The 25,109-nt window shown below is 50.8% G+C and carries 23 protein-coding genes; 6 read left to right on the top strand and 17 right to left on the bottom strand.

From position 1 onward, the window contains the following. The first annotated feature begins 33 nt into the window (after nucleotides 1-33). Nucleotides 34-1,461, top strand: coding sequence for a GntR family transcriptional regulator (locus AB1I67_RS09820; RefSeq protein WP_367029689.1), 1,428 nt, complete (start codon nucleotides 34-36; stop codon nucleotides 1,459-1,461). Here the strand turns inward: AB1I67_RS09820 and AB1I67_RS09815 are convergent. From AB1I67_RS09815 to AB1I67_RS09770, 10 genes are all read right to left on the bottom strand, one after another. Next, on the bottom strand, nucleotides 1,455-1,961 hold the full coding sequence (locus AB1I67_RS09815) for a hypothetical protein (RefSeq protein WP_367029688.1): 507 nt from the start codon (nucleotides 1,959-1,961) through the stop codon (nucleotides 1,455-1,457). The two genes, AB1I67_RS09820 and AB1I67_RS09815, sit on opposite strands and share 7 nt — an antisense overlap. A gap of 114 nt (nucleotides 1,962-2,075) precedes the next feature. Next, the gene (locus AB1I67_RS09810) at nucleotides 2,076-3,239 is read right to left on the bottom strand and encodes a cyclopropane-fatty-acyl-phospholipid synthase family protein (protein WP_367029687.1); all 1,164 of its coding nucleotides are present in this window, start codon (nucleotides 3,237-3,239) and stop codon (nucleotides 2,076-2,078) included. Nucleotides 3,240-3,335: 96 nt separating this feature from the next. Next, complete coding sequence (locus AB1I67_RS09805) at nucleotides 3,336-5,171, bottom strand: DUF4173 domain-containing protein (RefSeq protein ID WP_367029686.1); 1,836 nt, start codon at nucleotides 5,169-5,171, stop codon at nucleotides 3,336-3,338. Nucleotides 5,172-5,243: 72 nt separating this feature from the next. Beyond that, the gene (locus AB1I67_RS09800; RefSeq protein ID WP_367029685.1) at nucleotides 5,244-6,545 is read right to left on the bottom strand and encodes a DUF6688 family protein; all 1,302 of its coding nucleotides are present in this window, start codon (nucleotides 6,543-6,545) and stop codon (nucleotides 5,244-5,246) included. Nucleotides 6,546-6,692: 147 nt separating this feature from the next. Beyond that, complete coding sequence (locus tag AB1I67_RS09795) at nucleotides 6,693-6,908, bottom strand: helix-turn-helix transcriptional regulator (RefSeq protein ID WP_367029684.1); 216 nt, start codon at nucleotides 6,906-6,908, stop codon at nucleotides 6,693-6,695. Between the two features lie 12 nt (nucleotides 6,909-6,920). Continuing rightward, nucleotides 6,921-7,373, bottom strand: a complete 453-nt coding sequence (locus AB1I67_RS09790; RefSeq protein WP_367029683.1) for a DUF2975 domain-containing protein — start codon at nucleotides 7,371-7,373, stop codon at nucleotides 6,921-6,923. After that, a complete protein-coding gene (locus AB1I67_RS09785) occupies nucleotides 7,360-7,971 on the bottom strand; it encodes a Maf family protein (protein WP_367029682.1) in 612 nt (203 codons plus the stop codon). The genes AB1I67_RS09790 and AB1I67_RS09785 overlap by 14 nt, the downstream gene beginning before the upstream one ends. 176 nt (nucleotides 7,972-8,147) lie before the next feature. Then, nucleotides 8,148-9,491 carry an APC family permease gene (locus AB1I67_RS09780; protein ID WP_367029681.1) on the bottom strand — a complete coding sequence of 448 codons (1,344 nt, stop codon included), beginning with the start codon at nucleotides 9,489-9,491 and terminating at the stop codon, nucleotides 8,148-8,150. 12 nt (nucleotides 9,492-9,503) lie between these two features. Next, nucleotides 9,504-10,685 carry a mandelate racemase/muconate lactonizing enzyme family protein gene (locus AB1I67_RS09775; protein ID WP_367029680.1) on the bottom strand — a complete coding sequence of 394 codons (1,182 nt, stop codon included), beginning with the start codon at nucleotides 10,683-10,685 and terminating at the stop codon, nucleotides 9,504-9,506. A gap of 29 nt (nucleotides 10,686-10,714) precedes the next feature. Then, entirely contained in the window at nucleotides 10,715-11,395 is a 681-nt protein-coding gene (locus tag AB1I67_RS09770) for a GntR family transcriptional regulator (RefSeq protein WP_367029679.1), read from the bottom strand. Between the two features lie 177 nt (nucleotides 11,396-11,572). Between AB1I67_RS09770 and AB1I67_RS09765 the strand changes: the two genes are divergently transcribed. The 5 genes from AB1I67_RS09765 (at nucleotide 11,573) to AB1I67_RS09745 (ending at nucleotide 16,198) form a co-directional block, all read left to right on the top strand. Further along, the gene (locus AB1I67_RS09765; protein WP_367029678.1) at nucleotides 11,573-12,748 is read left to right on the top strand and encodes a GGDEF domain-containing protein; all 1,176 of its coding nucleotides are present in this window, start codon (nucleotides 11,573-11,575) and stop codon (nucleotides 12,746-12,748) included. Continuing rightward, nucleotides 12,745-13,953 (top strand): GGDEF domain-containing protein, encoded by a 1,209-nt coding sequence (locus tag AB1I67_RS09760; protein WP_367029677.1) that lies wholly within the window; start codon nucleotides 12,745-12,747, stop codon nucleotides 13,951-13,953. Before AB1I67_RS09765 ends, AB1I67_RS09760 begins: the two co-directional genes overlap by 4 nt. A 78-nt stretch (nucleotides 13,954-14,031) precedes the next feature. Next, a complete protein-coding gene (locus AB1I67_RS09755) occupies nucleotides 14,032-14,907 on the top strand; it encodes a DUF4397 domain-containing protein (RefSeq protein ID WP_367029676.1) in 876 nt (291 codons plus the stop codon). Nucleotides 14,908-15,189: 282 nt separating this feature from the next. Then, nucleotides 15,190-15,513 carry a CD3324 family protein gene (locus AB1I67_RS09750; protein ID WP_367029675.1) on the top strand — a complete coding sequence of 108 codons (324 nt, stop codon included), beginning with the start codon at nucleotides 15,190-15,192 and terminating at the stop codon, nucleotides 15,511-15,513. Between the two features lie 127 nt (nucleotides 15,514-15,640). Beyond that, the gene (locus AB1I67_RS09745) at nucleotides 15,641-16,198 is read left to right on the top strand and encodes a DUF1062 domain-containing protein (protein WP_367029674.1); all 558 of its coding nucleotides are present in this window, start codon (nucleotides 15,641-15,643) and stop codon (nucleotides 16,196-16,198) included. Here AB1I67_RS09745 and AB1I67_RS09740 read toward each other — a convergent pair. From AB1I67_RS09740 to AB1I67_RS09710, 7 genes are all read right to left on the bottom strand, one after another. Further along, on the bottom strand, nucleotides 16,195-16,953 hold the full coding sequence (locus AB1I67_RS09740) for an ABC transporter ATP-binding protein (protein ID WP_367029673.1): 759 nt from the start codon (nucleotides 16,951-16,953) through the stop codon (nucleotides 16,195-16,197). The two genes, AB1I67_RS09745 and AB1I67_RS09740, sit on opposite strands and share 4 nt — an antisense overlap. Nucleotides 16,954-16,956: 3 nt before the next feature. Beyond that, the gene (locus tag AB1I67_RS09735) at nucleotides 16,957-19,275 is read right to left on the bottom strand and encodes an FtsX-like permease family protein (protein WP_367029672.1); all 2,319 of its coding nucleotides are present in this window, start codon (nucleotides 19,273-19,275) and stop codon (nucleotides 16,957-16,959) included. Further along, the gene (locus AB1I67_RS09730) at nucleotides 19,265-20,560 is read right to left on the bottom strand and encodes an MFS transporter (protein ID WP_367029671.1); all 1,296 of its coding nucleotides are present in this window, start codon (nucleotides 20,558-20,560) and stop codon (nucleotides 19,265-19,267) included. Before AB1I67_RS09730 ends, AB1I67_RS09735 begins: the two co-directional genes overlap by 11 nt. After that, nucleotides 20,557-21,201: a TetR/AcrR family transcriptional regulator gene (locus AB1I67_RS09725; RefSeq protein ID WP_367029670.1), complete on the bottom strand. Its 645-nt coding sequence runs from the start codon at nucleotides 21,199-21,201 to the stop codon at nucleotides 20,557-20,559. Before AB1I67_RS09725 ends, AB1I67_RS09730 begins: the two co-directional genes overlap by 4 nt. Nucleotides 21,202-21,355: 154 nt before the next feature. Continuing rightward, entirely contained in the window at nucleotides 21,356-22,273 is a 918-nt protein-coding gene (gene metA / locus AB1I67_RS09720) for a homoserine O-succinyltransferase (protein WP_367029669.1), read from the bottom strand. After that, the gene (ligA, locus tag AB1I67_RS09715; protein ID WP_367029668.1) at nucleotides 22,263-24,248 is read right to left on the bottom strand and encodes an NAD-dependent DNA ligase LigA; all 1,986 of its coding nucleotides are present in this window, start codon (nucleotides 24,246-24,248) and stop codon (nucleotides 22,263-22,265) included. The genes metA and ligA overlap by 11 nt, the downstream gene beginning before the upstream one ends. A 78-nt stretch (nucleotides 24,249-24,326) precedes the next feature. Further along, nucleotides 24,327-25,097 (bottom strand): pseudouridine synthase, encoded by a 771-nt coding sequence (locus AB1I67_RS09710; protein WP_367029667.1) that lies wholly within the window; start codon nucleotides 25,095-25,097, stop codon nucleotides 24,327-24,329. Nucleotides 25,098-25,109 lie beyond the last annotated feature (12 nt).

The following is a 25,109-nucleotide window of genomic DNA, read 5'->3' as shown; positions in this document are numbered from 1 at the left end:
ATAATGTTGAAAGAATTTACGGAGGTACCGAAGATGGAAGAAAAAAGACTGTACATTTTGATCTACGGATATCTGCTCACCCGCATCCGTTACGGATTTTATCCCAAAGGAGAACATCTCCCCTCCATCCATAAGCTAAGCCATCTGTTCGGCGTTTCCACCATGGCTGTGCGCAAAGCAGTTCAATTGCTGGAACAGAAAGGTTATATTACCACTACGGGGAATCGGCGGACCATCGTCATTTATGACGCCCATGATCCGCAGAGAGCGCTGCCGGACAGCGTTTTCCTCTCCGACCAGGAGCTGAAAACCATCCATCAAAGCTTTGACCTGATCTTTCCGCAGGTTTTTTATTATGGGCTGTCCGCATGTGACCCTTCCATGCTGCAGGAACTTCACCTGATCCTGGACCAGCCCACCAATTCCTGGGACGCCCCCACGGTCGTATTCCTTGCAAAGATCACAGAAGCCCTTCACAATCCTCTTCTGCTGGACCTTTACTATGATGTTATGTTATTTACCTACCCTTCTCATCTGTCCAAGATTGCTCGGGATCCTGTTTTTTGGGAATTGGAATATCAAAAACTGCATGAGAAATTTAAAGATCTGCTGACCCTGAGAGAAAGCGGACATATGGATGCCCTGTGGGACCTGATACAGAAAACTTACCCGGAATTCGGCGTTCAATATTCAAATGCACAGGCAGATATTCACACTGACACATATCACTGGGGAAAGATCCAGATCTGCCATGCTGCTGCCAATAAGATCATCCGCCGGATCTATACAGGGGAATACACCAGCCATACATTCCTGCCGTCCGCCCGGGCCCTGGCAGAAGAGTTCTCCATACCGACGATCACTATGAGGCGTTCCATTGCCCTGCTCAATGATCTTGGCGTTACAGAGTCTGTCAACGGAGTCGGGACAAAGGTGCTCTCACCGGAACAGTCCTTTAAGGTGATCAAATGGGAAAATCCTGCTGTCAGAAAAAATATTATGCTGTATCTGGAGTCGCTTCATATCCTGACTGTCATCTGCCGCCCCCTGATCAGTACTGCCTTTCCGATCATCAGTCAGGAAAGCAGAGAACACGCCATCGAAGAAATCCGCGTCGCGCAGAGCACAGGACAGTATGGCGTGGCGATCGGTGTCTGCCTGATGACACTGATCAGCGCTGCCGGTCTGTCCGCCCTCAGAAGAATCTATGAAAAACTGCTGGATCTGCTTATCTGGGGCCAGACATTGTCCTGCATTGAACCACCGCTCAACCTTGGTCATCATGCAGACCTGCTGGCAAACAGCCTGGACCGGGGAGATTCTCTGCAGTTTGGCGCTGCTCTGGAACAGGCTTTAACCACCACCTTCCTGTCCTCACAAAAAAAAGCCGTTTCCATTGGGATCGAGGAAGCAGCAATGCTGTTCCTCCCCTCTGGCCCCGGCCCTTTTGACGGTCACTGATAAGCATAAAGATCCAGAATGATCTTCGTGGACAGCTCCTTCGCCGTCCCATTCCTCCGGTCGATCTCAAAGGTCCCCAGTGTGCTGGTGACCTGATCGGGCGCTGTCTCCAGCAGCACGGATATGGTCATCTTTCGCGCTGCCGTGCTGTCTACCCGGTAATGCACAGGAAAGGCTTCGTTCTGATACCATCCGGCCCGGTTCACGGCGTTTTCCAGCAGATGGCAGGCGGCAGTCTGGGTCAGCTCCGGCTGCTCCGCCCAGGCTCCTGTATCCGGGTCAAAATAGTACCAGATCCCGTCGATCTGGTGCCACTCTGTCAGATAGGCGCCGTCTTCCTGATACTTAAAGCCTCCATCCTCCTGGGCTTCCCACTGTCCGGCAAAGGCCGTCTGCGCCCCGGCAGCCGCCAGGATTAAAGCAAGCACTGCTCCCGCGAACCTCCGTTTTCTCCTGCAGTTATCTGCTGTATCCTTCATATCCTCAATCTCACTTTCCATATATTTTCCAACTGTCCGATACAGTTATTATAGGCACCTGGCCCTGTGAAATCAATGGATATTTTCTAAAAATTCTGTGAAGACCAAAAGTCCCGGCCCCATAGCCACATTCAGTCACACTACCCGCGTCATCGGCAGGCTGTTGTTGATCCCTTTTGACATCAGGATCTGATGCAGGTCGATGATCCCATTGTGGAAGGTTGCCGCACAGGATGCCAGGTACAACTCCCACATACGTGTAAACTCCTCGCCATAGGTCTTTGCGATCTCCTCCCTGCTGCGGAGAAAATTCTTCCTCCAGCACAGCAGGGTCTTCGTGTAATGCCTGCGCAGGCTTTCCACATCCAGCGTATAGAATCCGTATTCCGGCAGAAGCTCGATGATCTCCCGCAGGCTGGGGATCACTCCGCCCGGGAAGATATAGCGGCGGATCCAGGGATCTCCCGAGTGCTCCTGCTGTGCACTGATATAATGCAGAAGGAACAGCCCTCCCGGCTTCATAACGCTCTCGGCGTTTTCCAGGAAACATTCATAGTTCCCCCTCCCTACGTGCTCCAGCATCCCGACACTGACCACCCGGTCAAACTGGTATCCGCTCTTTTCCAGTTCCCGGTAGTCCATCAGGCGCACCTCCATCTTATCTTCCAGATGCTCCTCTTTGATCTCCTCACAAACCTTCTTGTACTGCTCCTCGCTCAGGGTGATCCCCACCCCTTTTACACCGTAGCGCTTCACTGCCCGTTTGAGCAAAAATCCCCACCCACATCCAATATCAAGCAGTGTCATGTCCTTTTCCAGGCATAATTTGTCTAAAATATGATCCACCTTCCCCACCTGGGCCTCAAACAGCGTACTTTCCTCATTTTTGAAATACCCGCAGGAATAGCTCATGGTCTCATCCAGCCACAGCTTATAAAAATCGTTGCCGATATCATAGTGGGAGGTCACTTCCTTCTTCTGGTTCCGGATACTCATGGATGTGTGGAGCAGGCTGTGGAGCGCCCGCCGGTTGGTCTTAAACTTCCCCATCTCTCCCATAAACAGATCCAGGACCTCAAACAGGTCTTTGTCCAGTTCTATATCCCCGCGCATATATGCTTCTCCCAGCGCCAGGGAAGTGCTGCGCATCAGCTCCCGCTTGGGCAGTTCCCGGTTCAGTTTTACCCGGAACTGAACCGGTCCCGTCCCGACCACATGAAATTCATCCGCTGTTTCCAGTTCAAATGCGACCGGGATCAAGTCCTTTAAATATTCACTGATAAATGGTTTTCCGCTCATACTGTCATCCTCATTTCTTAGATATGATCATTTCACTCATGATCTTCCATGACAGTATTGACGGTTTTTATCCGTCTTAAACCAGCCTGAAACCATCTACCGCCGGCTCGGATTCTCCAGTGTCTCAAACTCCATCCGCACCTTCCAGCGCGCTTCCATATCCAGTCCCCGCTGCCGGAAGCTTTCTTCCATCTCCCGCAGTGCCGCCACCGCCCCGCTCCGTTCCCGGTTCAGATAAAAGAACCCGCCGGTTCCATCATAGATGGAAATATAATCGCAGTAGATCGAGTCTGCGACCAGTTCCATCCGGAGCTTCGTCATGTCATCGCCGTTTTTCCAGACCTCATAGACCGGAGGCACGCTGGCAAGGTGTCCGCGCACCAGGGTTTCTTCCGGGACTGCATCCAGGGTCCCTTTCTGCCAGCGGTTCAGATTATAGGAAGCGATCCTCCCATCCATTCCGCACAGCGCCATGACCGTAAAGCCCGCCGCAAACACACATACGCTGATCCGCATGACCGGGACCCGCACAAACCGGGACGCCGCCGTCAAAAGGAAGACCATCGCCAGGAATGCCATGAACACACTGGGAATCACCCGCAGCGGCGTAAGGCCGTAGGCCTGGATATACAGGTACATTTTCGTCATTGCCGTGGCGATCAAAAACAGCGTGAGGACGCTGATCACCACCGTGTAATATTTTAAAAAGCCGCCGGCTAAATCCGCCTTTTTCCCTGCCGCTTTCCGCCGGTACAGAAGATACGCCAGGCAGATGATGCCCAGATTGAGGACGCTTAACGCCACCAGCTCAAAAAATCCCTGTCTCGCATACTCCGAGTAAGTAAACCCTTCCGGCAGCACCCCGCGCAGCGCATCCAGATAATAACTGCCCTGAAGCCCGATAAAGAGCAGGTACAGGATCACTGCACTGACCAGCGCCGGTATCATTCCTGCCATCGGCACAACCGCCAGAGTCTTTAAATCTTTCTTCACCTTCTCAGCCGTCACTGCATCTGTTCCCCGCTTTTTCGCACAGCCGTACATCTGTCCATAGAGATAGGCGCTGACCGGGACCGCCAGGACGCCTGTCCACAAAAAATGCCCCCACCGCTCCAGCAGATACCAGAAACCATTTGAAAGGATATCGGCAAAATTATCATCCGCACCGCTGAGCAGTCCAATGATCACCGCCAGCAGGGGAATCGCCGCCAGACACCCGGTCAGGCCATACAGGATCTCCTTTGCCAGCGTGAGTTTTTTCAGTCTCTGCCTGATGACCTGCATCTGCGCCGAAAAGTTCTTAAAAGGTACCAGCACCAGAAACAGGTACGAATCAACAATGAAATAATCACCCGTTTTACCACCAATCAGCACTTCCAGTACGACCGCTGTAAAATAAAGGCTCACCAGCCTGAGAAACAGCGCCAAAAACATCATCAGGGAGTGATTGTAAACCCACACATAGGAAAACCCGCACAATCCCATCACCGCAAACCAGAAGATCCCTTCCGCTTTCAGCCTGTGCCCCGACTTCACCACATACGTCAGCACGGTCAGCCCATAAACCATGGTATAGAGAAATACACCCAGTCCGTAATAAGCATGATTGGTTCCGATCCAGAACCATTCCACTGCCATATATGCCACTAAAAACATCCAGACTGCCGCCCATTTGTCTGCCCTTCCTGCTGGAAGCGGCGGCTTTTTCTGTCTGTCCTTCTGCACCTGGACTGCGATACATTCCGGTCCGGCATCCGCCACAGCGGTATCTTCCGCAGGCCCTCCTGCTCCGGTTATCTCCGGCCCGACAGCGTTCATGCCGCCGTCTATTTCTCCACCCCCTTCTGTTTCAGCCGGCAGCCAGTATCCGCTACCCGAAGCTCCTCCTTCATTTCCTGTAGCATTATGCATACCTGATCCTGTTTCCGTCATTTCCTGCTCCTCCTGCATTTTTTATTCCTGCAAATTCCTGCAGGTTCACTTCCATTTTTCCAGCCCCATCTCTCATCTTCCTACCGGCACAGGCGCATGGGGATACTGGACTGCGATCCGGTTCTCCGGCTTTTCATCCACCAGGTAAAGGACTGCCAGGAACAGCCACTCTAATGGTTTCATCACATAATAGACAATATCAGCCGCATACTCTGATCGGATCAGCCTCGCCACCGGGAATCCATACCGGTCATAGAACCGGCGTACAGGGCCATGCAGCCACGCAGCCCGCTCCTCAAGCACCTGCTCAAAGGCATTGGCGATACAGAGCTGACGGTTGACTGTCACCTGATGTCCATGCCGTATGCCGGATCGGATCGGTTTCACAACGCCGGGATGTCCCTGTGCCGCTACTGTACAGAGATAATGCTCATCATAGGAAACACTGGGCGGCGCAGTGCGCTGTGACAGGCTCCAGTCGCTGGTTTCCGTCCAGGCACGAATCACGCTGTCCGGCCGCTGCCCAAACAATACCAGGATCCCGATCATCGTCCCCAGGAGCGGGAGCATCAGGACAAAGGCCGCTGCGGGCCAGTGGGCTGAGTCCAGGAGCCAGCGATTGATCTCTCCTAAAAAACCGTTCTGATATACATTTTCCCGATTCTCTGCATGTTCCCGCCACGTCTCCACCGTGCGCCGCACTGTCTTAGCACCGATCAGAATGCAGTTTAGTGGGAAGAGCCCAAACAGCCACTCTTCTCCTGACACCTGCACCGTCCACAGCACACACATCAGGATTCCGATATAGACCGATGAGATCCCAAGGACCGTCAAAAGCGGAGGCATCCGGTTGATATCCTTAAGCTTCAGCAGCAGGTATCCCGCGATACCCACGCAGGAGAGCACGATCACAGTCAGGGCCGCCTCCGTCCAGACCGGGGTATGCAGCTGTCCCCTGTACAGAACCTCCTGCCAGTCAGAACGGAACTGGATGCCGCTCGTATAGCCGTTAAAGGCCGCGTCGTAGAGGAAGGTATAGCATACCCCCAGCAGGATCGTGATGATCTCTGTATTCCGTTCTTTCTTTCGGAGAGACGGCGTTCCCTTCCGAAACAGGAGCGCCATATTGAAAATGGTCAGCGACAGGGGATGGATCAGGAAAATTCCTGCAAATGCTCCCCAGAACCCTGCCGCTCCCATATATAACCAGAAATCGGCCATTCTGATCGCCTCCCGCGCTCCATACGAAACCATGATCCTCCAACACTCCGTCAGTACGATCCATACCATTGCCGTCAGGACTCCCAACATAATGCATCCTGCAAAAGCCCACAGGTTCGGGTACTTTTTCATCCTGCCCCACATTTTTTTCATACAAAAAACCTCCTGCATATTCTGAAGATCCGGCGTGCAGGCCCCCTGCGCCGCCTTTTTCTCAGAATACCACGGAGGCATCTGTTTTGCAATATGTTTTTATTGTTTTTCGATATATTTATGTTGATATTCAGAATTTCGTAATATTTACAACTGACGTTCCTCGGCCCTGTACTCCAATATATCCGATGGCTGGCAGTCCAGCTCCCGGCAGATTGCCTCCAGCGTGGAAAACCGGATGGCCTTTGCCTTATTATTCTTCAGGATGGATAAATTGGCAGGGGTGATCCCCACGCGCTCCGCCAGTTCCCCGGCTCCGATCTTGCGCTTTGCCATCATCACATCCAGATTGACCATTATCATGGCAGTCCCTCCTTATATGGTGTAGTCATTCTCCTGCTTCAGCGCCACCGCCTCGGCAAACACGTTCTTCACCACGCGGAGAATCAGCCCCATGAACCCGGCCATAAGGGCTACAAACAGAAACGGAATATAGTAAGCGGCCGACAGAAGGCAGATGGACGCCGCCAGATAACAGGCCCAGGACAGCACTCGGAGACAGCGGACATTGGCCTCTACGAACACCTGCTCGCGGCTGATATTGCGCAGAAGCCGGTACAGGCTCCAGAGCGCAACGGCGGTTGGGACCATCAGAGAATAAAAGCTCGCCATGGCAAGGGTGCTCCCTGTCCGTACTTCCATCCCCCGGCGCATCACGATCCCATCCAGTGCTGACGGCAGCATTGCCGCACACAGTAATGCCCCTGCCGCAAATACCCAGACGCAGATCTTGGATAAAAGAATACTGTTGTCCTTACTCCATTTCATAGCCAAATCCCTCCATCAGCTCCCGGCACACCCGCCCCACCGGCAGGCCCACCACATTATTATAATCCCCGGAAATCCCTTTTACATAAGCGGCAAACATCCCCTGGATGCCATAAGCCCCGGCCTTGTCCATCGGCTCTCCGGTTGACACATAGGCTTCGATCTGCCGCAGGGTCATGGGATAGACGTAGACATCCGTCTTTTCCGCAAACGTGACCCGGCGAGATTCCCACACAGGCTGCCCATTGGCTCCGCAGGCGATCAGCGTCACTCCGGTATATACCTGGTGGCTCCTGCCCGCTAACATGCTGATCATGTGTACCGCATCCGCCGCATCCTTCGGCTTCCCAAGGATCTGACCGTCCACTGCCACCACCGTATCGGAGCCGATCACTACCACCGGTTCTCCCTTATGCCGGGCAGCCACATCCTCCGCCTTCTGCCTCGACAGCTCCATCACAACCTGGTCCGGCGCTGTGCTGGTGATCTTCTCCTCCACATGGCTTGGCTCTACAACCGCCACAATCCCTACCTGGCGCAGCAGCTCCTTCCTGCGCGGAGAAGCCGATGCCAGGATAATCCCGCCGTTTTCAAACATGATCTATTCCTCACTTCCGTTATTTGTTCCATTCTACCCTACAATTCCCCGCATTTCAATCCATGAGCAGATTTTTCTCTTATTTTATGCTCTTGTTGCAGTGTGATTAATCTGCTATAATAATCTTGCTATGAAATAGGAAATCCTGCGGCATATGCCGCAGGATATTCGGAAGATCACCCGCCAAGGTTTGAATTCGATTCTATTTCATAGCTTTTTTTAACATTCACTTTCTTTGCTTTCACAAGAGCCGTCGCATAGATAAAGAATATCACAAACAGTCCAAGTGTAGTCGCCGCCAGCACCGGTGTCAGATTCTTAAGGGACAGCGCGATAAACACCCCGCGCAGCAGGATTGCCAGCCCCACACCAATGTAGAATACCGGCTCCTTCACCTTATAATAACGTTTTTCCCATGCCTCCGGCAACATCTTCGGCAGACGGCAGATCGCCAGGAACACGATCAGCTCATTGATGGAGACGATCAGCACAACATTGCTGGTGATCACCTTAATGCTGAGATTTAACAGGATCGGCAGGATTCCCACAAGGTAAACCAGGATATAGATAATATAGGGAATACCGTTTTTGTTGACCGCCGCGATCTTTTCCGGAAACCACCCGTCGCGGGCCGCCTGCTTGATCGGCGTGGACATGATCGCAAATGCGCTGTTTATGGTGGTGCTCAAGGACGCCAGCGGGCCGCCGATGATGAAAAGATAGTACAGCGCTCCCGGCATGATCACCTTTGCCACCTCTGTCAGCGGCTTGCCTGCAACCTGCTCTACCGGAAGCACTCCGCTGTTGACAAACGCGATCCCGATATACAGTACCAAAATGATCGCGGATGTGATTGCCAGCGCCTTCGGTACATCCCTCTTGGGATTTTGTGCTTCACTGGTAAAATTGATGATGTTCTTATGCCCTACCGTGGAAGCGACCAGCAGCATCACTGCCGCCCCAAACCCGCCGGCTCCATTTGTAAAAAAATCCGGCGCTGCAAAGTCCATCGGTTTACCGGATGTCTTGGTGATCCCCAGCAGGATAAAAAGCCCCAGCCCCACAAACAGGATTACAGAGAGCAGATTCTGCACCTTTGCCATTTTCTGCACGCCCGTAAGGTTCAGCAGAAAGAAAAATGTAATGCCCGCCAGCGCCGCCGTCTTTACGGAGACAGCAGGAAACAGCACATTGACATACTGTCCGAAACCACTGCCGAACAACCCCATATTAAAAATGATCAGCACTGCGGAGATCCCGATGAAACCACCCCACCGGTCGCCCAGCAGTGTCGCCGTGATCGTATAATTCCCGCCTTTGGGGATCATGCAGTTTCCCAGCAGCGCGTAAGGTACGATCATCAAAAATCCTGCTGCCGTCGCAACCAGATAAGCAAGCCATGCGGATTTACCTGTAACTGCGATCGCCTGTCCTGTCAGTGTGACCACTCCAGCTCCTACGACTGTACCGAGCGCCAGAGCCACCAGCGCCCACAATCCCAAACCTTTCTTCTGTTCCATAATTCCCCCCAATTATTTTATCACTTCAATCTGTGCCTCTGCCTCCGCCTGTTCTGAGAGGTCCTGCCCAAACCCAGGGGCGTCCGGAATCTCAAAATAACCGTTCACTGGCTGATAATCATGTACAAACTGGTCCGCAACGGATTTTAAAGTGCTGGTCATATGATGCTCGTGGATCATAAAGTTCGGGATCGCCGCTTCCAGATGCAGGGATACTGCCAGGTTCAGCGGACTGGAGCAGACATGGGTCTGCACACTCACATCATAAATATGCGCCATATCACAGATCTTCCTGCACTCTGTCACGCCTCCGCAGTTGCCGATATCCGGCTGTATGACGGAAATGACTCCGGATTCCAGAAGCGGAAGGAAACCCCAGCGGGTATATGTACGCTCTCCTGTTGCCAGCGGGATCGAGACCTTCTCCGCCACTTTTTTAGAAACCGATGGATTGAGCGGAAGGGTGGGTTCCTCATAAAACAGGACATCGTAAGCCTCTGCCAGCCGTCCCAGCTGGATCGCCGTGCTGGCATCCGTATTGGCATGGTTCTCCAAAATGATGTCCACATCATCTCCTGCCGCATCCCGTATGGCCGCCAGCCGTTTTTCTGCCAGGACCATGGTTTTCCTGGACAGGCTTCCTACAAGCTCTGAGTACGGCATCCTTCGTCCATCTTCATCAAACTGGAGGACATCTGCCTTCACCGCAGTATAGCCTTCCTCCACCGCCCTTTTGCAGGACTCCGCATAATCCTCCGGTTTTCCCAGGGACTCCATCTCCTGGCGTCCCCATCCGAACTGCAGCTGGCTGGCATATGCCCGCAGCTTGTCCCGGTGCCTGCCTCCCAAAAGCTCATAAACGGGCGCCTGGTAATACTTGCCTTTGATATCCCATAGGGCAGTATCAATCGCGCTGATCGCCGCCATCACCACCGCTCCGTTTCCTTTTCCCCAGAACGACTGCTTGAACATCCGCTCCCACAGCAGATCATGCTGCAGTGGGTCCGCACCGATGATAAATCTGGACAGATCTTTTATCATCTCTGCTGCCGCGTATGCTCCTGTGACAATCGCCACAGACGCCTCACCCAGTCCGTAGATCCCCGCATCCGTATGGATCCTGCATATCACAGGACGGATCTGGGTCCCTTCCGGGATCCTCAGTTTCAAAATCTCAATACCAGTTACTTTCATTACCTTCCTCCTTTTGTTTTTTTCACACCTCAGGATACGCGGAAATGCTCCTCGATCAGCTGCCTGCATAAAACTTTATCCTTGTCCATGATCGACTGGACAATCTTCGTATGGGACTGGCCTGTGAAAAGCTCCTGTTCCATCTGGTGTTTTCTCCTCAAGTGCAGCGCTGCGCCTGAATACATACGGGCGCCGAAGGCCTGATAGCCCAGCCGGAAGATCTTGTTCCCGGACAGCCTGCACAGCTTATAATGAAACTTCAGATCTGACGCGATGTTCTCCGAAAGGTTCTTGTGCTGGAATGTCTGATCCACATGGGCCCCGAGCTCATAGAGCTCTTTAAGCTCCTCTGCAGACGCCCGCTCCATAGCCAGCAAAGCGCATATATACTCAGTCTCCGTGCGGTACTCAGCCATATCAGTGACATCGCTGTCCTCTATGATCAATTCCCCCACATTGTCAATGTATTCCTTAAAATCAAACTCTTTTACATAGTTTCCATCCCCAAGCCGTGTTTCGATCACGCCCAGGACCGACAGCTTGTGGAGCGCAGTGCGCACAGACACACGGCTCGCATTCAATGTCCTGCATAACTCCGTCTCAGACGGGAGCTTATCTCCGACTGTATATTCGCCGACGATGATCTCATTCTTTAACATTTCAAAAATCTGTTCTGGTACACTCTGCTTATCCAATGCTTTTAATGCCATGTCTGCACCTCCTTTTGTTATATGTCAGTTGTATGACAACTAAACTATACGACAGATCTACTCTTTTGTCAATCCTCAATTTCTGTAATTTCTGACATCCCACAAATCCATTTGTCCTTTCCCCCAAAGCGTGCTAGAATATAAGCAACATGTGATTTCTATACGGAGGTAGCATCCATGGTATTATTTGCCCTGCTTCTGATTATGTGCTGCTTTGCGGAATATTTGTTAAATAAGATGATTCTGACACTGAGTGTACTGGATAAAAAGTACACTTTTTATCATGCGGTGTGCGCCATACTCCGCAATGCATGGATCCTTTTCGGCGTATGGTCTGCGGTCCCGATGCCGCTGTTTCTGTTGGGTCTGTTTCTATTGCTGCTTCTCATGGTAATCCCCTACCCCAGCCACCGGCTGATGATGAATAATTTTACAATGATCATCTTTCTCTTCTACACGTCGATGCTGATGACGATAACCGGCATCCTGGGGCTTTTAGGGTTTGACATGAGCAATTTGATCCAGGACAGAACCATGCTGTGTATTATCCTGACAGCCGTTTTCACCCTGTTCAATGCTGTAGGCGCCCTGATCCTGTACTACTATCCGGAATCTTTGTGGAGAGTGGATTATGATAAATCCAAAGTGATGATCTACACATGCTTTCTTTTTATCTGCTCCATCTATCACGTATTGGATGCCGCGATCCTGCATCTGTACCAGCCTTCCATGATCAGTTACCTGCTCCTGGTAAGCGGGGATCTCCTCATTCTGATCCTGATGTTTAACTTTCTGAATTACAACCATGTCTTTGCCAAAAGCCAGGATATGCGGCGGGAATATGAAGAAAGCCAGGTCCTGATCGCACAGCAGTATTTTGAAAAGATTTCGCTGGAAAAACTGAGCGGCTTCGACTCCCTCACCAATACATATAACCGGAGGGAAATCTGCTCCATAATGGCTGAAAATATCCAGCAGGGCCATCAGATGACCTGTGTATTTATAGATCTTGACGGACTGAAACGGATCAACGACCACTACGGCCATACCTTCGGCGACCTGATGCTGAAACGCTTTGCCGATACCTGTGTGCATGCCATGGCGGGGAAAGGACGGCTGGCAAGGTTAGGAGGCGATGAATTCCTGCTGGTTTTCCAGGATGGCGAGATAAGCCATATCGATACCTGGATCAAGGATCTACAGCTGAAGCTGCTGGAACCTGAAGATGACAAGGAAAAGATCTCCTTCAGTTACGGGATCTCCCACGGCGAAGAATCAGTTGACAACTACATCATTACGGCAGATCAGCGGATGTATGCTGACAAGAACAGAAAGCGGTGTGATAACAGATGAACAGAACAAGTCTGATGCAGATCATTTTGACAGGGGTTTCCTATTATTTGTTCAGCAATGAATTTTTCAAATTTTCAGCTGAAATAAAAACAGGCGCCATATCTTACAAATCCCGGTTTGCATGCTTTTTTATTGTATATTTCTGGTTCGTGACCGCCAGTTATTTAGAACTGCCCCTTGTGGTCAACTGGTTTGTATTTTTAATCCTCCTTGGGCTGGAGATCCGCCTTGTTTTCTCTTTTGATTACCTTGTATCCTATGCATTATCCCTGTTCTGCATCATCATGGGGCTGGCAGTCAATGTGTTTTTCCGCAGCCTTGCTTCGCTGATACTCAACATGCCGCTTCGGGCTTTTGACAATGTCAGGCCCTCTTTAAAAATGTATCCGATCCTTATAGGGTTCCTGGTCATGGCCCTGCTTCTGTATGTCCTGCGGTATATCCACTTATCCGCAAAGCTGGGACGGCTGCTCCACTACCGGAAAAGCCTTCTTTTCTATACATGGACGGAAGTTTTCATATACCTGTTCCTGATGATCCAGCTCCTGGCTTACTCCCAGTCCGGCAACGAGACCGGGATCAAGATGTGGGGGATTAAATCTGCCCTGTTTTCCATTATTGTCCTGATCATCACGATTGTTTATTCATTCCGTGTTGCATCCCTCCAATATTATATGGATAAGCAGTATGAGATCCGCAATAAGCTGATCCAGGACAAACAGGACATCAACAAGCTGTGGGAGCTGGCCTATACCGACATGCTGACCGGCTTAAAGAACCGCCAGCTGTTGGAAAAACGTCTGAAGGAATATGCCGGTTACGGAAGCCATATTACGCTCGCCTTTATCGATGTGAACGGATTAAAGACTACAAACGACCAATATGGCCATTTACAGGGGGATCATTACCTGATCGACGTATCCCGGATCCTTACCAACCTCTCTAACGGGCTTAAAATAGACCTGTTCCGTTATGGGGGAGATGAATTTGTCCTGCTGAGCAACACCTTAAATGAAAAAGAGCTTACGGACCTGCTCATCCGCGCCAATGAACTGCTCCAGGCTGAACCGGCGCCGGGCAGCCGGTCGATCAGCTATGGTGTCGTTCATGGGGACTGCACAGATTATAAGAGCCTGATTGAAACAGCCGACAGCCGGATGTATCAGCATAAACTAAAACATTATGAAACCATGGCCCGGTCTTAAAAAGTGTGAATTTTCCTACACACCGGTCAGTTTCGGCGCATATATCATTTATAAAGAACCCAGTATGAGGCTATCTTAATGAATGAATTTTCTGCTTTACCGCTGACTGCTGCCCAGATACCAGATGAGCCGGTTGACCCGGACTTTTCCGTACCAGATATGGATATTATTATCCCCCCAACCGGTGACATGATCGATCCTGATTTTTCCGTCATGCCTCCGTCGGAGCCGGTTGATCCGGACTTTTCCGTTATGCCTCCGGACTATCCGGTCGATCCGGACTTTTCCGTTATGCCTCCGGTATATCCGATCATACCTCCGTTTATCCCTACGCCTTCTCCAGTGGTCCCCTGCCTGTTCTGCAACAACAACCAGTGGGTCCGCGGCGGGATCCGGCTGCTGAATGCAGCTACCGGCTATAACGCATTTACCGTACTCATCGACGGCCAGACGGTCAGCATGGGGCTCCGGTTCCCTGAGATCACCCGGTACCGTCAGATCTCTCAGGGCTACCATGTATTTACAGTGAGAGGCGCCAACGGATATACTTATCTCCGCAAATCCATGTATGTCGGCGACGGCATGGCTACCGTGGCAATCATCAATGCCCCAAGCGGCCTGGATCTGACTATGATCGAAGACACCGCATGTCCTACCAGCTTTAACTCATCCTGCTTCCGCGTATGCAACCTGGCCTATTACAGCGGTCCGGTCAATGCCTCCATAGGAAATGTGTACTTTAATGCTGTTAATTTTAAAAATGCAACCAGCTTCAGTCCTTTCGTGGCAGGCAGATACACACTGAACGTCTCCCGGTCCGCCCGGCCGGAAACCACACTCGTCACAACCCCGGTAACACTCAATCGCGGTCGTATCTATACGGCTTATGTGCTGAACTGGAATCCTTCCCCTGATACGATCCAGACGTTACTGGTTGAGGACCGGAGAAACTAATATAATTGGCAAAGCTTCTATTTCCCTGCAATACAAAGTATGGCGCCCGGCAGAAATATTTTAGAATATCTCTGCCGGGCGCCAACTTTTTGACACAGCCAACAGGAGCATTTACTGCTGATATTTATTCTCATTTTCTAAAATTGACAATACCGGGAAGGGCAACTATAATAAAAAAGACATGAAACCAAAAGAAGGAGGCTTTGATTTTATGCTTAATCCCATCGTTATTGTTGCGTAAGCAAGGCTGTCGCAACTTTCAAAATTAAATAAGTGTTGTGAATGAGCCTTGCTGTTCCTGTAAAAACAACTAAGGAGCGCAAAATGGGCTATAAAAAAGCAACACAAGTTCTGCCTCAAGAATTATTATTAAAGGTTCAGGAATATATTGACGGGGAGTTCTTATATATTCCCAGGGTTGCAGATAACAAAAAAAACTGGGGAGCAACCACTTCAACACGTCAAGAATTGCGTATCCGGAATGAGTGTATCTATGCAGAATACCTCGCCGGGCAACGTATGGAATCTTTGGCTGATCAATATTTTCTGTCTTTGAAAAGTATTCAGCGGATTATCGGGCAGTTAAAAAAAGAACATAATAAGTAGCGGTGAGCTGGTATGGTTGGCAAGACTATACCAGCTCATTTCTTATGTTTGTTTATGAAAAGAGTATTAGGTTGGGCTCCTCATATTATGATGTTACAATTCTCCTGTAAAAGAAAGGAGCAACCGTATGCTGAAAAAAATCGTGTGGGAGGTACAATACCTTTCCGAATTGCCTGTGTTCCGTTACTGCAAAAAATGCAGAGAAAAAAGAGAATTTATCTGCTCGGGACAATTCCGTATCAATGCACAAAAGAAGGCGCTGGATATTTGGCTGATATACAAATGTTCGTGCTGTAATACTACCTGGAATGCAGCTTTATATTCGCGCATTTCACCTCAATCCTTAAAGCCCGAAGTGTTAGAGGCTTTTCATAAAAATGACGAGGCTCTAATTGAACAATTTGCGATGGATTCTGATCTGCTGCAGAAAAACGGTGCAGAAACAGGCCTTCCTCATTATACGATCACTGGAGAAGACTTTTCTCTCAACGAGGCTGTGACACTTGAAATAAAAAGCAGATATTTTTCTAATTTGAAAGTGGCTTCTATTGTAAGAGAAAAACTGCAGTTATCACAAAAAGACTATTCGCGTCTGATCGATGATAGAAAAATCAAGAGTATCCCGGAAGCCGATCTGCGCAAATGCAGACTTAAAAACGGAATAACCCTTGTTTTTTCAAATTAAATACCGATATTCTGCATTCTTTTTGTAATTTCGCTTACTCTTTTATCAAAATCTCCTCCCGTAAGCTTTGATAATCTGCACTCGTCAACGATCTCCCCATCACACAAAAACAATACCCGCTCTGTCCTGGCGGCTATATTGGGATCGTGTGTGACCAGAAGAATTGCGATACCATCTTCGTTGATCCTTGTAAAAAGTTCCATAATCTCTTTTGCAGTTTTTGTATTCAACGCCCCGGTGGGCTCATCGCCAAACACAATCTCCGGTTCACTCATTAAGGCGCGGCAGATACCCGCCCGCTGGAGCTGTCCGCCGGAAACCTGGGTGATATCCCGCTCCTCCAGATCCTCAATCCCCATCTGCCGCATCAGCAGCCTGGCTTTCTGAGCCAGCTGCTTTACGTTTTTGTGGTGGTCCCGTGTCTGCGGCAAAATAATATTGTCTAAAATATTGAGGTTTTTTAACAGGGTTGGCTGTTGGAAAACAAAACCCATTCTGCTTCTGCGAAGATCTGACAAGGCATCGTCTGACAGATCAGACAGATTCCGGCCCTCAAAAATCACCTCCCCGCTGTCAATATCGTCCATACCGCTAAGGGCATAAAGCAGCGTGGACTTTCCTGAACCGGACGGCCCCATGACAGATACAAACTCACCACATCCAATTGTGACGGACACCTCATTTAAAACCCTGTGTTTTTCTTCTCCCACACCGAAGGATTTTATGATCTTCTTACCGGATAATAATTGTTTCATCGTTTACTCCTTTATGGATTGGCATAATTTCACGTCGCCTGCATGAAGGGTCCCCCATATGGCCGCAAGCAGGCCTACGCACACCAGGATCAGCGGGGAAAATAAATAAGTGGATCGTGGATTGACCGTAAAGCGGAATGTGGCTGCTCCCAATGAGGAGACAGCGGCAGCGGACAGTGTCTCTCCCAGGGTCCCAGCCAGTATCGTTCCCAAAAATATCCCTGCTGACAGTATCAAAAACACACGCCATGCATACTGCCTCTGAATGTCCGCGGCGGTAAATCCAACGGCCCGCAGCACAGCAATGGAATACTGGTCTTTTGCCGTCAGCAGCTTCACAAACAATGATGTTACCAATAATACAATGACTGCTGAAACGAAGCCTGCAATCCGTGACGCTGCCAGAACCGTTCCAAGTGTTCCCCCAAAGGTTTGCGCCATGTACTCGTCTATACTCGAAACTTTTGCGTAGGAAAAATGAGTTGTATACTCATCAATTTTGTCAGACAACCTGCCCTCGCCCGTCAGGTCCGCGCATACCAGACTCCATACCGGCTCTGCAGCGGTATCCGTAAAAACTGCTTTGGCTGTCTTTCCTCCATTGGTGATGTCAGAATAAATCCCGCATACTGTCATCTGTTTTTCCCCTGTGGAGGTCAGAAGCGTGATCTGTTCCCCCACACTCTTTTCCACTTCGCCCGCATAGATGGCTGATAAGGCGATCTCATCTTCCCCAAGAGGCAGGCGGCCTTCTGCATATTGCAGTGGAAATACCGTATGATCGCCAAGCTCCACCTTGAGGTTTTCGATTTTGCCATCGTCCAGTCTGACCGGGAAGATCTTTGAAACAAGCAGGACATAGTTGGCGATCTCAGGGTCCTTCTCCATGTAGCGGCCAATATCCGCTGTTTTTTCGCCGATTTGTCCGGTCTGCTGGATGTCCATACGAAGATCGCATTTGCCAACTCCAATGTATGTGACAAAATCATCTCCGGAAATGGTATAGTACAGATTCTGCGGCACAATCATTATAAAACTTGCCAGGATAACCACCGCCAGCATCGTAATATAGAGGCGCTTTCTCGCCAGGACATCTTTCAGCCCAAGAATAAAATTGGTAGAAAAGACACGGTTCCCAGCCAGCCTGACTATCCTGGAGCTGTGTGCGGAGTCTGCCTGCGCGCCAAACTGGATTGCCTGCACAGCAGATATACTGCGAAAGCGCCGCAGGCTCCCATTCACACACAGCACCACCAGTAAAAATACGATCCCTGCGAAAGCGCCTCCCAGCAGCAAGGCCGGGACACGATTCCCGCCGACGCCTAAATTCAGCCGGATATCCTCCAGCAGCGCGTCCTTTAACAGAAGTGAAAGGAGAAATCCGACGACGCTTCCAACAGCAGCCGTGGCTGCATAGATTGCCAGATATATCCTCCGGATATCAGAGCTTCGCATTCCGATCGCCTTCATAACTCCGATCTCACGGTAATCATCCTCAATTTTCGCCAGGAGCGTAAAGCGGACACAGAGCAGCGCAACAAGGATCACAAGAAGTCCCATTAAGATAAGGATTGCAATCATAACGCCATCTGAAATCGCGCTGATCATCCGAAACAACGGCCATGTGAGTACAGGACCGTTTGCAGGCAGGCCGGCAGCGCTGTAATCAGTCTCGAAAGCGCTCAGCCCCGACAAGTCATGCAAACGAAATTCAATTAAGTATTCCACATTTCCGAGAGGTGCAAGCATGGAATAATCTTCTTCACTTATCACAAACCGTTTGGAAGATGCAAGGGTGGAATTCATTTGAGAATCCAGAAAAAATCCTGCCACAAGAAAGGTTCTGCCGCACAGGGAAGCCTGATCGCCCATATTTACGATCCCATCCTTCCAATAGCAGACGGGTACATATACCTCGCCGCGTTGTGGTTTCACAGGCTGATACTCCAAATCAAGCAGAAGGTCGAACGTTTCGCTTTGGGTGCAGACACCATTGTCCTGCACGCTGTCCGTTAGCATATTCCCGCCAAGAATGATATCCGTATTTTCCAGATTCAGAAAAGAAAGCACCTGGAAATCCTCCACATTGCTGTTGCCGTCTGCAAATGCTTCAAGACTGGCCATGTCGATCGCCCCTGTATGCATCTGCATAAAATGAGGTGTTTTTGCATCTGTCATGAGCCGCTCAACCGCACCAAACAGGTTTACAGTGAGGATAGCCGCAAGTGACAGAAGCATCGCTGCCACGGAAATGAAAAGGATTGTGATCAACGAAACTGCTTTGCTCCTTACAAGATCTTTCCATATCAATTTACGATTCATATACGCCTCCGTTTTCCAGATTGCGGATGGACTTCATACAGAGCAAAATACCCGAAGTGGCGCAGAGCAGCAGTCCCGCCAGGATAACCAACAGGCCGATGCCCCGCCCCGGTCCTGTGCCAAGGATCTCTCCTGCGCTTTCTGAAAGCGCGCCGCCCTCGAGAAGCAGAGGTGTGAACACATAATCCGCCAACAGACCGGAGACCGCATAGGCCGCCACATATCCAAGCTGTGAGATCAGGCCGATCAGGCCCCAGGCGCGTCCCTGTAAGCGGTTTTCAATATTGGTACGGAGCAGATAATCAAGACTGGCATTGGCAATCGGCAGCATAGCGAAAAAAAGAAAGCCGGATGCGCCGATAAATACAACATCCTCCCGCAGTCCGAATAAAGCCATGAATACGCCGGCCCCGAAAAGGGAGAGGGAGAGAAGCCCGGCATAACCTTTTTTGATGCCGGTCCCGCCGAGTATGATACTGGACAGCAGCATTCCCAGGGTCATAACCGTCATCAGCGTCCCCAGGGTGGCGCTGTCCGAAAAGCTTAAGACCATCGGGGAGGCAAGCGTCTGTATCACCCCCAGGCAAAAGGTGATAAGTGCGCCCATGACCACCAGAGTGAGAATTCCCTTTTTACCGGTCAAAGCATCCCAGCCAATCTTCAGATCGGCAAAAAGAGAATGTCCTTTTTCCACTTTCCTGCTCTGAAGACCTTTTTTCACAACCAGCGTTGTAGCAACCGTTACAAAGAAAGTGCAGATATCAAGGAGGAGCAGGAGCCGGATATCGGAAATGGTGAGCAGAAAGCCTGCCAGAACGGGTGAGATCAGATATTTGGCGGAACCGGCGATCTGTACAAGGCCGCTGGCCCTGCTGTACTGTTCCGGATCCAGCAGATCTGTAATGGTAGCTTTATAAGCTGGCTCTAAAAGCGACGCGAACACAGAGCTGATGGCCACACCCACGCAGATCTGCCACAGCTGCGCGCTCCTCTGCATCAGGCCCGCCAGAATGAAGAGCAGGCCCACCGCGGAAAGACTGTCCCCCAAGACCATCAAAAGCCTGCGGTCATACCGGTCAGCCAGCACTCCCGCTATGGGTCCCAGCAGAAGGGAAGGCAGAAAAGCAAGCAATGTTACAAGCGCCATAAACGAAACCTTTCCTGTCTGCTGAAAGATATAAACGCCCAGGCCAAAGGAAGTCAGGCCGCTTCCGATCGCTGAGATCAAATCGCCGGACCAGAGCAGCATAAATTTCCCAAAAGATTTTTCTGTATGATCGTTCATTCCCCCTGCCTTCCTGCAAATGCTTTTTCAAAAGAAGCAAATTCCCCTTCCTCTACCCCGAGAAGCCTTTCCAGATGATAAATAAAAGCCTGGATCTTATGCTGCCCCTGCTCCCGGGTCAGCTCGAATATGTCGTCATCCAGCATCACATCCAAATAACACAATGCCATCTCCATGCACTCCAGAGGATACCTTGTTTGAAAAATCCCCTGTTCAACCCCTTCCATTACGATGCCGGACAGGATTGGCGGAACGCCCTCAAAAATAATCTTTTTTGTCTTCTCATGCATAAGTGTATTCTGGGGCCTGTGCAGCTGCTCCATCATCCTTTGTCCTTCCACCTGCGCCCGGTCTACACGAAGCGCTAAAATGGTCTGGATGATCCTCTCCTTCACAGGAATACTTTTATCCTCTGCTGCTTTTTTCGCATTTGAAAAAATGTCATCGGTTTGACGTTTGATCATCGCATCCATAATATCTTCTTTTGACTTGAAATGATGATAGAGGGTCCCCTTTGCGATACCCACAGCATTCATAATATCTGCGACGCTTGTATTGTCATATCCTTTTTCCGCAAACAAAATCCCCGCTGCATCTAATATTTCATTCTTCCGGACATCTGCTTCCTTTACGATCCTCATAGTAAGGCTCCTTTCATAGACCGACCGTCGGTCTATTATTTAGGATACCACTTATTTTCTTATCTGTCAAGAGAATAAAAATAAAGGTATTATAAGCCATATTTGGCCTATAACACCTTTAGTACACATTTCTCTTAATTAATAGTCAGAACTTTCAGGCCTCATCGTCCCACTGGTAAGGCGTAGTCTGGTATACGTAGAAATTGAGCCAGTTTGCATACAGCGTGTTGGACATATTCCTCCAGGAGAGCACCGGCACGTTGAACGGATCATTGTCCTCATAATAATTGCACGGCAGCTCCGGGTGAAGGCCCTTGTTCACATCTCGGTGGTACTCATTGTTCAGCGTCATCCGGTCGTACTCCGGATGTCCCTGGACAAACACCTGGCTGCCATCCCGGTTGAGGACCAGGAACACGCCCGCCTCTTTTGACTCCGCCACGATCATCAGCTCCGGGTGCTTTTCGATATCTTCCCTGCGCACCTCTGTGTAGCGGGAATGGGGCGCCATGATATAGTCGTCCATGCTTCGCACCAGTGGGACCTTCCTGTCCAGGACCCTGTGCTGGTAGATACCGGAAAGCTTGGTTTTCCGCTGATATTTGGGTATCCCATAGTGATAATAAAGCCCCGCCTGCGCTCCCCAGCAGATATGTAAGGTGGAATGGACATGCTTTTTGCTCCATTCCATGATCGTCTTTAACTCATCCCAGTAATTCACGTCCTCATATTCCAGATTCTCCACCGGCGCACCGGTGATGATCATTCCATCGAACTTCTGCCTGCGGATCTCCTCAAAGGTCACATAAAATTTGTTCAGATGGCTTGCCGACGTATTCTTGGACGTATGGGTGGAAAGCATCAAAAAGGTACAGTCCACCTGAAGAGGGGTATTGGAGAGCGCCCGCAGAAGCTGCGTCTCCGTGTCCTCCTTGATCGGCATCAGATTCAGGATCAGGATCTGCAGCGGACGGATATCCTGGCTCATAGCCCGGTTCTCGTCCATCACAAATATATTCTCCGACTCCAGGATGGCCCTTGCGGGCAGATCGTTTTGTACTTTAATCGGCATGTTCGCTCTCTCCCATCATATCCAGGAAATCCAGCTCCGAAATGATCGGGATCCCCAGTTCTTTTGCTTTTTTATTTTTAGACGAATTGGACGTAGTATCGTTGTTGATCAGATAGGTGGTCTTTGAGGTCACGGACCCGGTCGCCTTGCCGCCCCGGCTCTCAATGGCTTCCTGCAGCGCCTTCCTGTTGGCAAAATGCTCCACAGACCCGGTGATCACAAAAGTCATCCCTTCAAATACTGCGACCTCCGCGGCTTCCGGCTCCTGGGCAAAGGTAAGCTCTGCCAGCAGTTCATCCACAATCCTGTTATTGGTATCCGAGTTGAAATATGCAGTCCATGCATCCGCAAGCACTTCCCCGATCCCGTCCACCTCGATCAGCTCTTCCTTCGGTGCACTCCTCATGCGCTCAAAATCCGAATGGAATTTCCTGCACAGCATCTTGGCGTTGGCAAGACCGATCCCAGTGATGCCAAGTCCATAGACAAAGCGTGGCATCGTGGTCTGGGACGCCTTCTCCACCGCCGCGATCAGATTATCATAGGATTTCTGCCCAAAGCCCTCCATACTGATGATGGCTTCCTGGTGTCGGTCCAGATGAAAGATATCCGCATAGCTGTGGATAAACCCCGCAGCGATAAACTTTTCCAGAGTCGCCTCAGACAAACCGTCTATGTTCAGCGCGTCCCGGCTCACCAGCAGGGCAAAGCTCTTGATCTTCTTCGCCTGGCAATCGGGATTTGTACAGTACAATGACCTTACATCATTCACCTGACGGATCTCCGTCTCTCCGCCGCACACCGGGCAGATCTTCGGGATCCTGATGGTTCCGCTCCTGGTTAAGTTCTCCGCAATCTGCGGGATGATCATGTTGGCCTTATAGACTGTGATGGCATCCCCTTCTCCCAGCTCCAGCGCCTCCATAATACTCAAATTGTGGACGCTGGCACGGCTCACGGTCGTACCCTCCAGCTCCACCGGTTCAAAGATCGCCACCGGATTGATCAGGCCGGTCCTCGACGCACTCCATTCAATCTCCTGGAGGTGGGTCTCACGTATCTCATCCGCCCATTTAAACGCAATCGAATTGCGCGGGAATTTGGCCGTCCGGCCCAGGGATTCCCCGTAAGCAATGTCCTCCAGTAAGAGCACCAGCCCGTCCGACGGGATATCGTAATCCCCGATCTCCCGTGCAAATTCCTCCACCGCCTGGGGCAGGGTATCTTGATCCACCATCCGGTAATCTACCGTGTCAAAGCCCTGTGACTTTAGCCACTCAAACTGCTCCCTGCGCGAATTGTGGAAATCCACGTCATCTGCTTTCACCAGCATAAACGCTTCAAAATTGACATTTCGCTGAGCTGTGATCTGGTTGTTGAGCTGGCGCACCGAGCCGCTGCACAGGTTCCTGGGATTCTTATACTTGGCATCCACATCCTCGATCTCTTCATTGATGCGCTTGAAATCGGAGTATTTGATCACTGCCTCGCCCCGCAGGATCAGCTGCCCCTGGTAAGCGATCTTTAACGGAATGTTGGCAAACACCCTGGCGTTATTGGTGATAACCTCGCCGATCTCGCCGTTGCCCCGTGTAACTGCCTTCGTCAGCTCCCCGTTTTCATAGGTCAGTACGATCGTCAGACCGTCCAGCTTCCAGGACAGGATCGCTTTCTGGCCGCCCAGCCATTCCTGCAGCGCAGCCACATCCTTTGTCTTGTCCAGGGACAGCATGGGCGTCTCGTGGGCTTCCTTGGGAAGCTCGCTCAATATCTCATAGCCAACCTTCTGGGTGGGGCTGCCTGCCAGCACCACGCCGGTCTCCTTCTCCAGTTCCAGCAGTTCATCGTACAGCCGGTCATACTCGAAATTGCTCATGATCTCCCGGCTCTCCTGATAGTAGGTCTTTGCAGCCGCCAGGAGTACTGCCGTCAGTTCCTTCATCCGCTGAAGCTTTGCATCCTGATTTCGTTCCATATTTTTTGTACCTCTCCGTCTTATTTCCCAAACTCCCGCCGGTGCGCCCGCGCCCGGCCTCACTCTTCCGGGGCCGTCCTAATCTTCCAAGTCCGACTCACGTGCTTCCTCCCGAAGCTCCCGGGCACAGGCCAGCTGATATTCCAGTTCCTCCAGTTCCTTCGGCGTCACACGCCGGAAATCTCCTGTATTCAGTTTGCCCAGAAGGATGTTCATAATACGGACCCGTTTCAATGTCACCACATGGTATCCCAGTTCCTCGCACATTCTGCGGATCTGACGGTTCAAACCCTGTGTCAGGATAATGCGGAAGGATTTTGGGCCTGTCGCTTCCACCCTGCATGGCCTGGTGGTCACGCCCAGCTCCTTGAGTTCCACACCCTCCTGCATTTTTTTGATAAATGCGGCGTTGAACGGCTGGTCTACCGTCACAAGATACTCTTTCTCATGAAGATTGCCCGCATGCATGATCTCATTGGCAAGCTCCCCCTGATTGGTCATCAAGAGCAGTCCTTCTGAATCCTTGTCAAGCCTGCCAACCGGATAGACCCTGGCTGGATACTGGATCAAATCCACCACGTTGGGCGCCCGATCCTTGTCCGAGGTGGTACAGACGATGCCCCGGGGCTTGTTGACTGCCAGAAGCACCGGCCTGGCCTTCTTACCTCCCGCAGACCGGCCCACCGGCTTTCCATCACAAACAATCCGCTCCTGGCCTGTGACCTTCTCGCCCATCTCTGCCTTTCTCCCATCTATGGTAACCTTCCCTGCCTCGATCAGACGATCCGCCTCCCGCCGGGAGCATACGCCCTGTTCACTGAGATATTTATTCAAACGCATCGGCTCCATGGCCTGTCCCTC

The organism is Clostridium sp. AN503 (genome assembly GCF_040719375.1).
Classification (GTDB): domain Bacteria; phylum Bacillota; class Clostridia; order Lachnospirales; family Lachnospiraceae; genus Brotaphodocola.
Note: the sequence above shows the minus strand (reverse complement) of the source record. Positions and strands in the feature narration are given on the sequence as shown.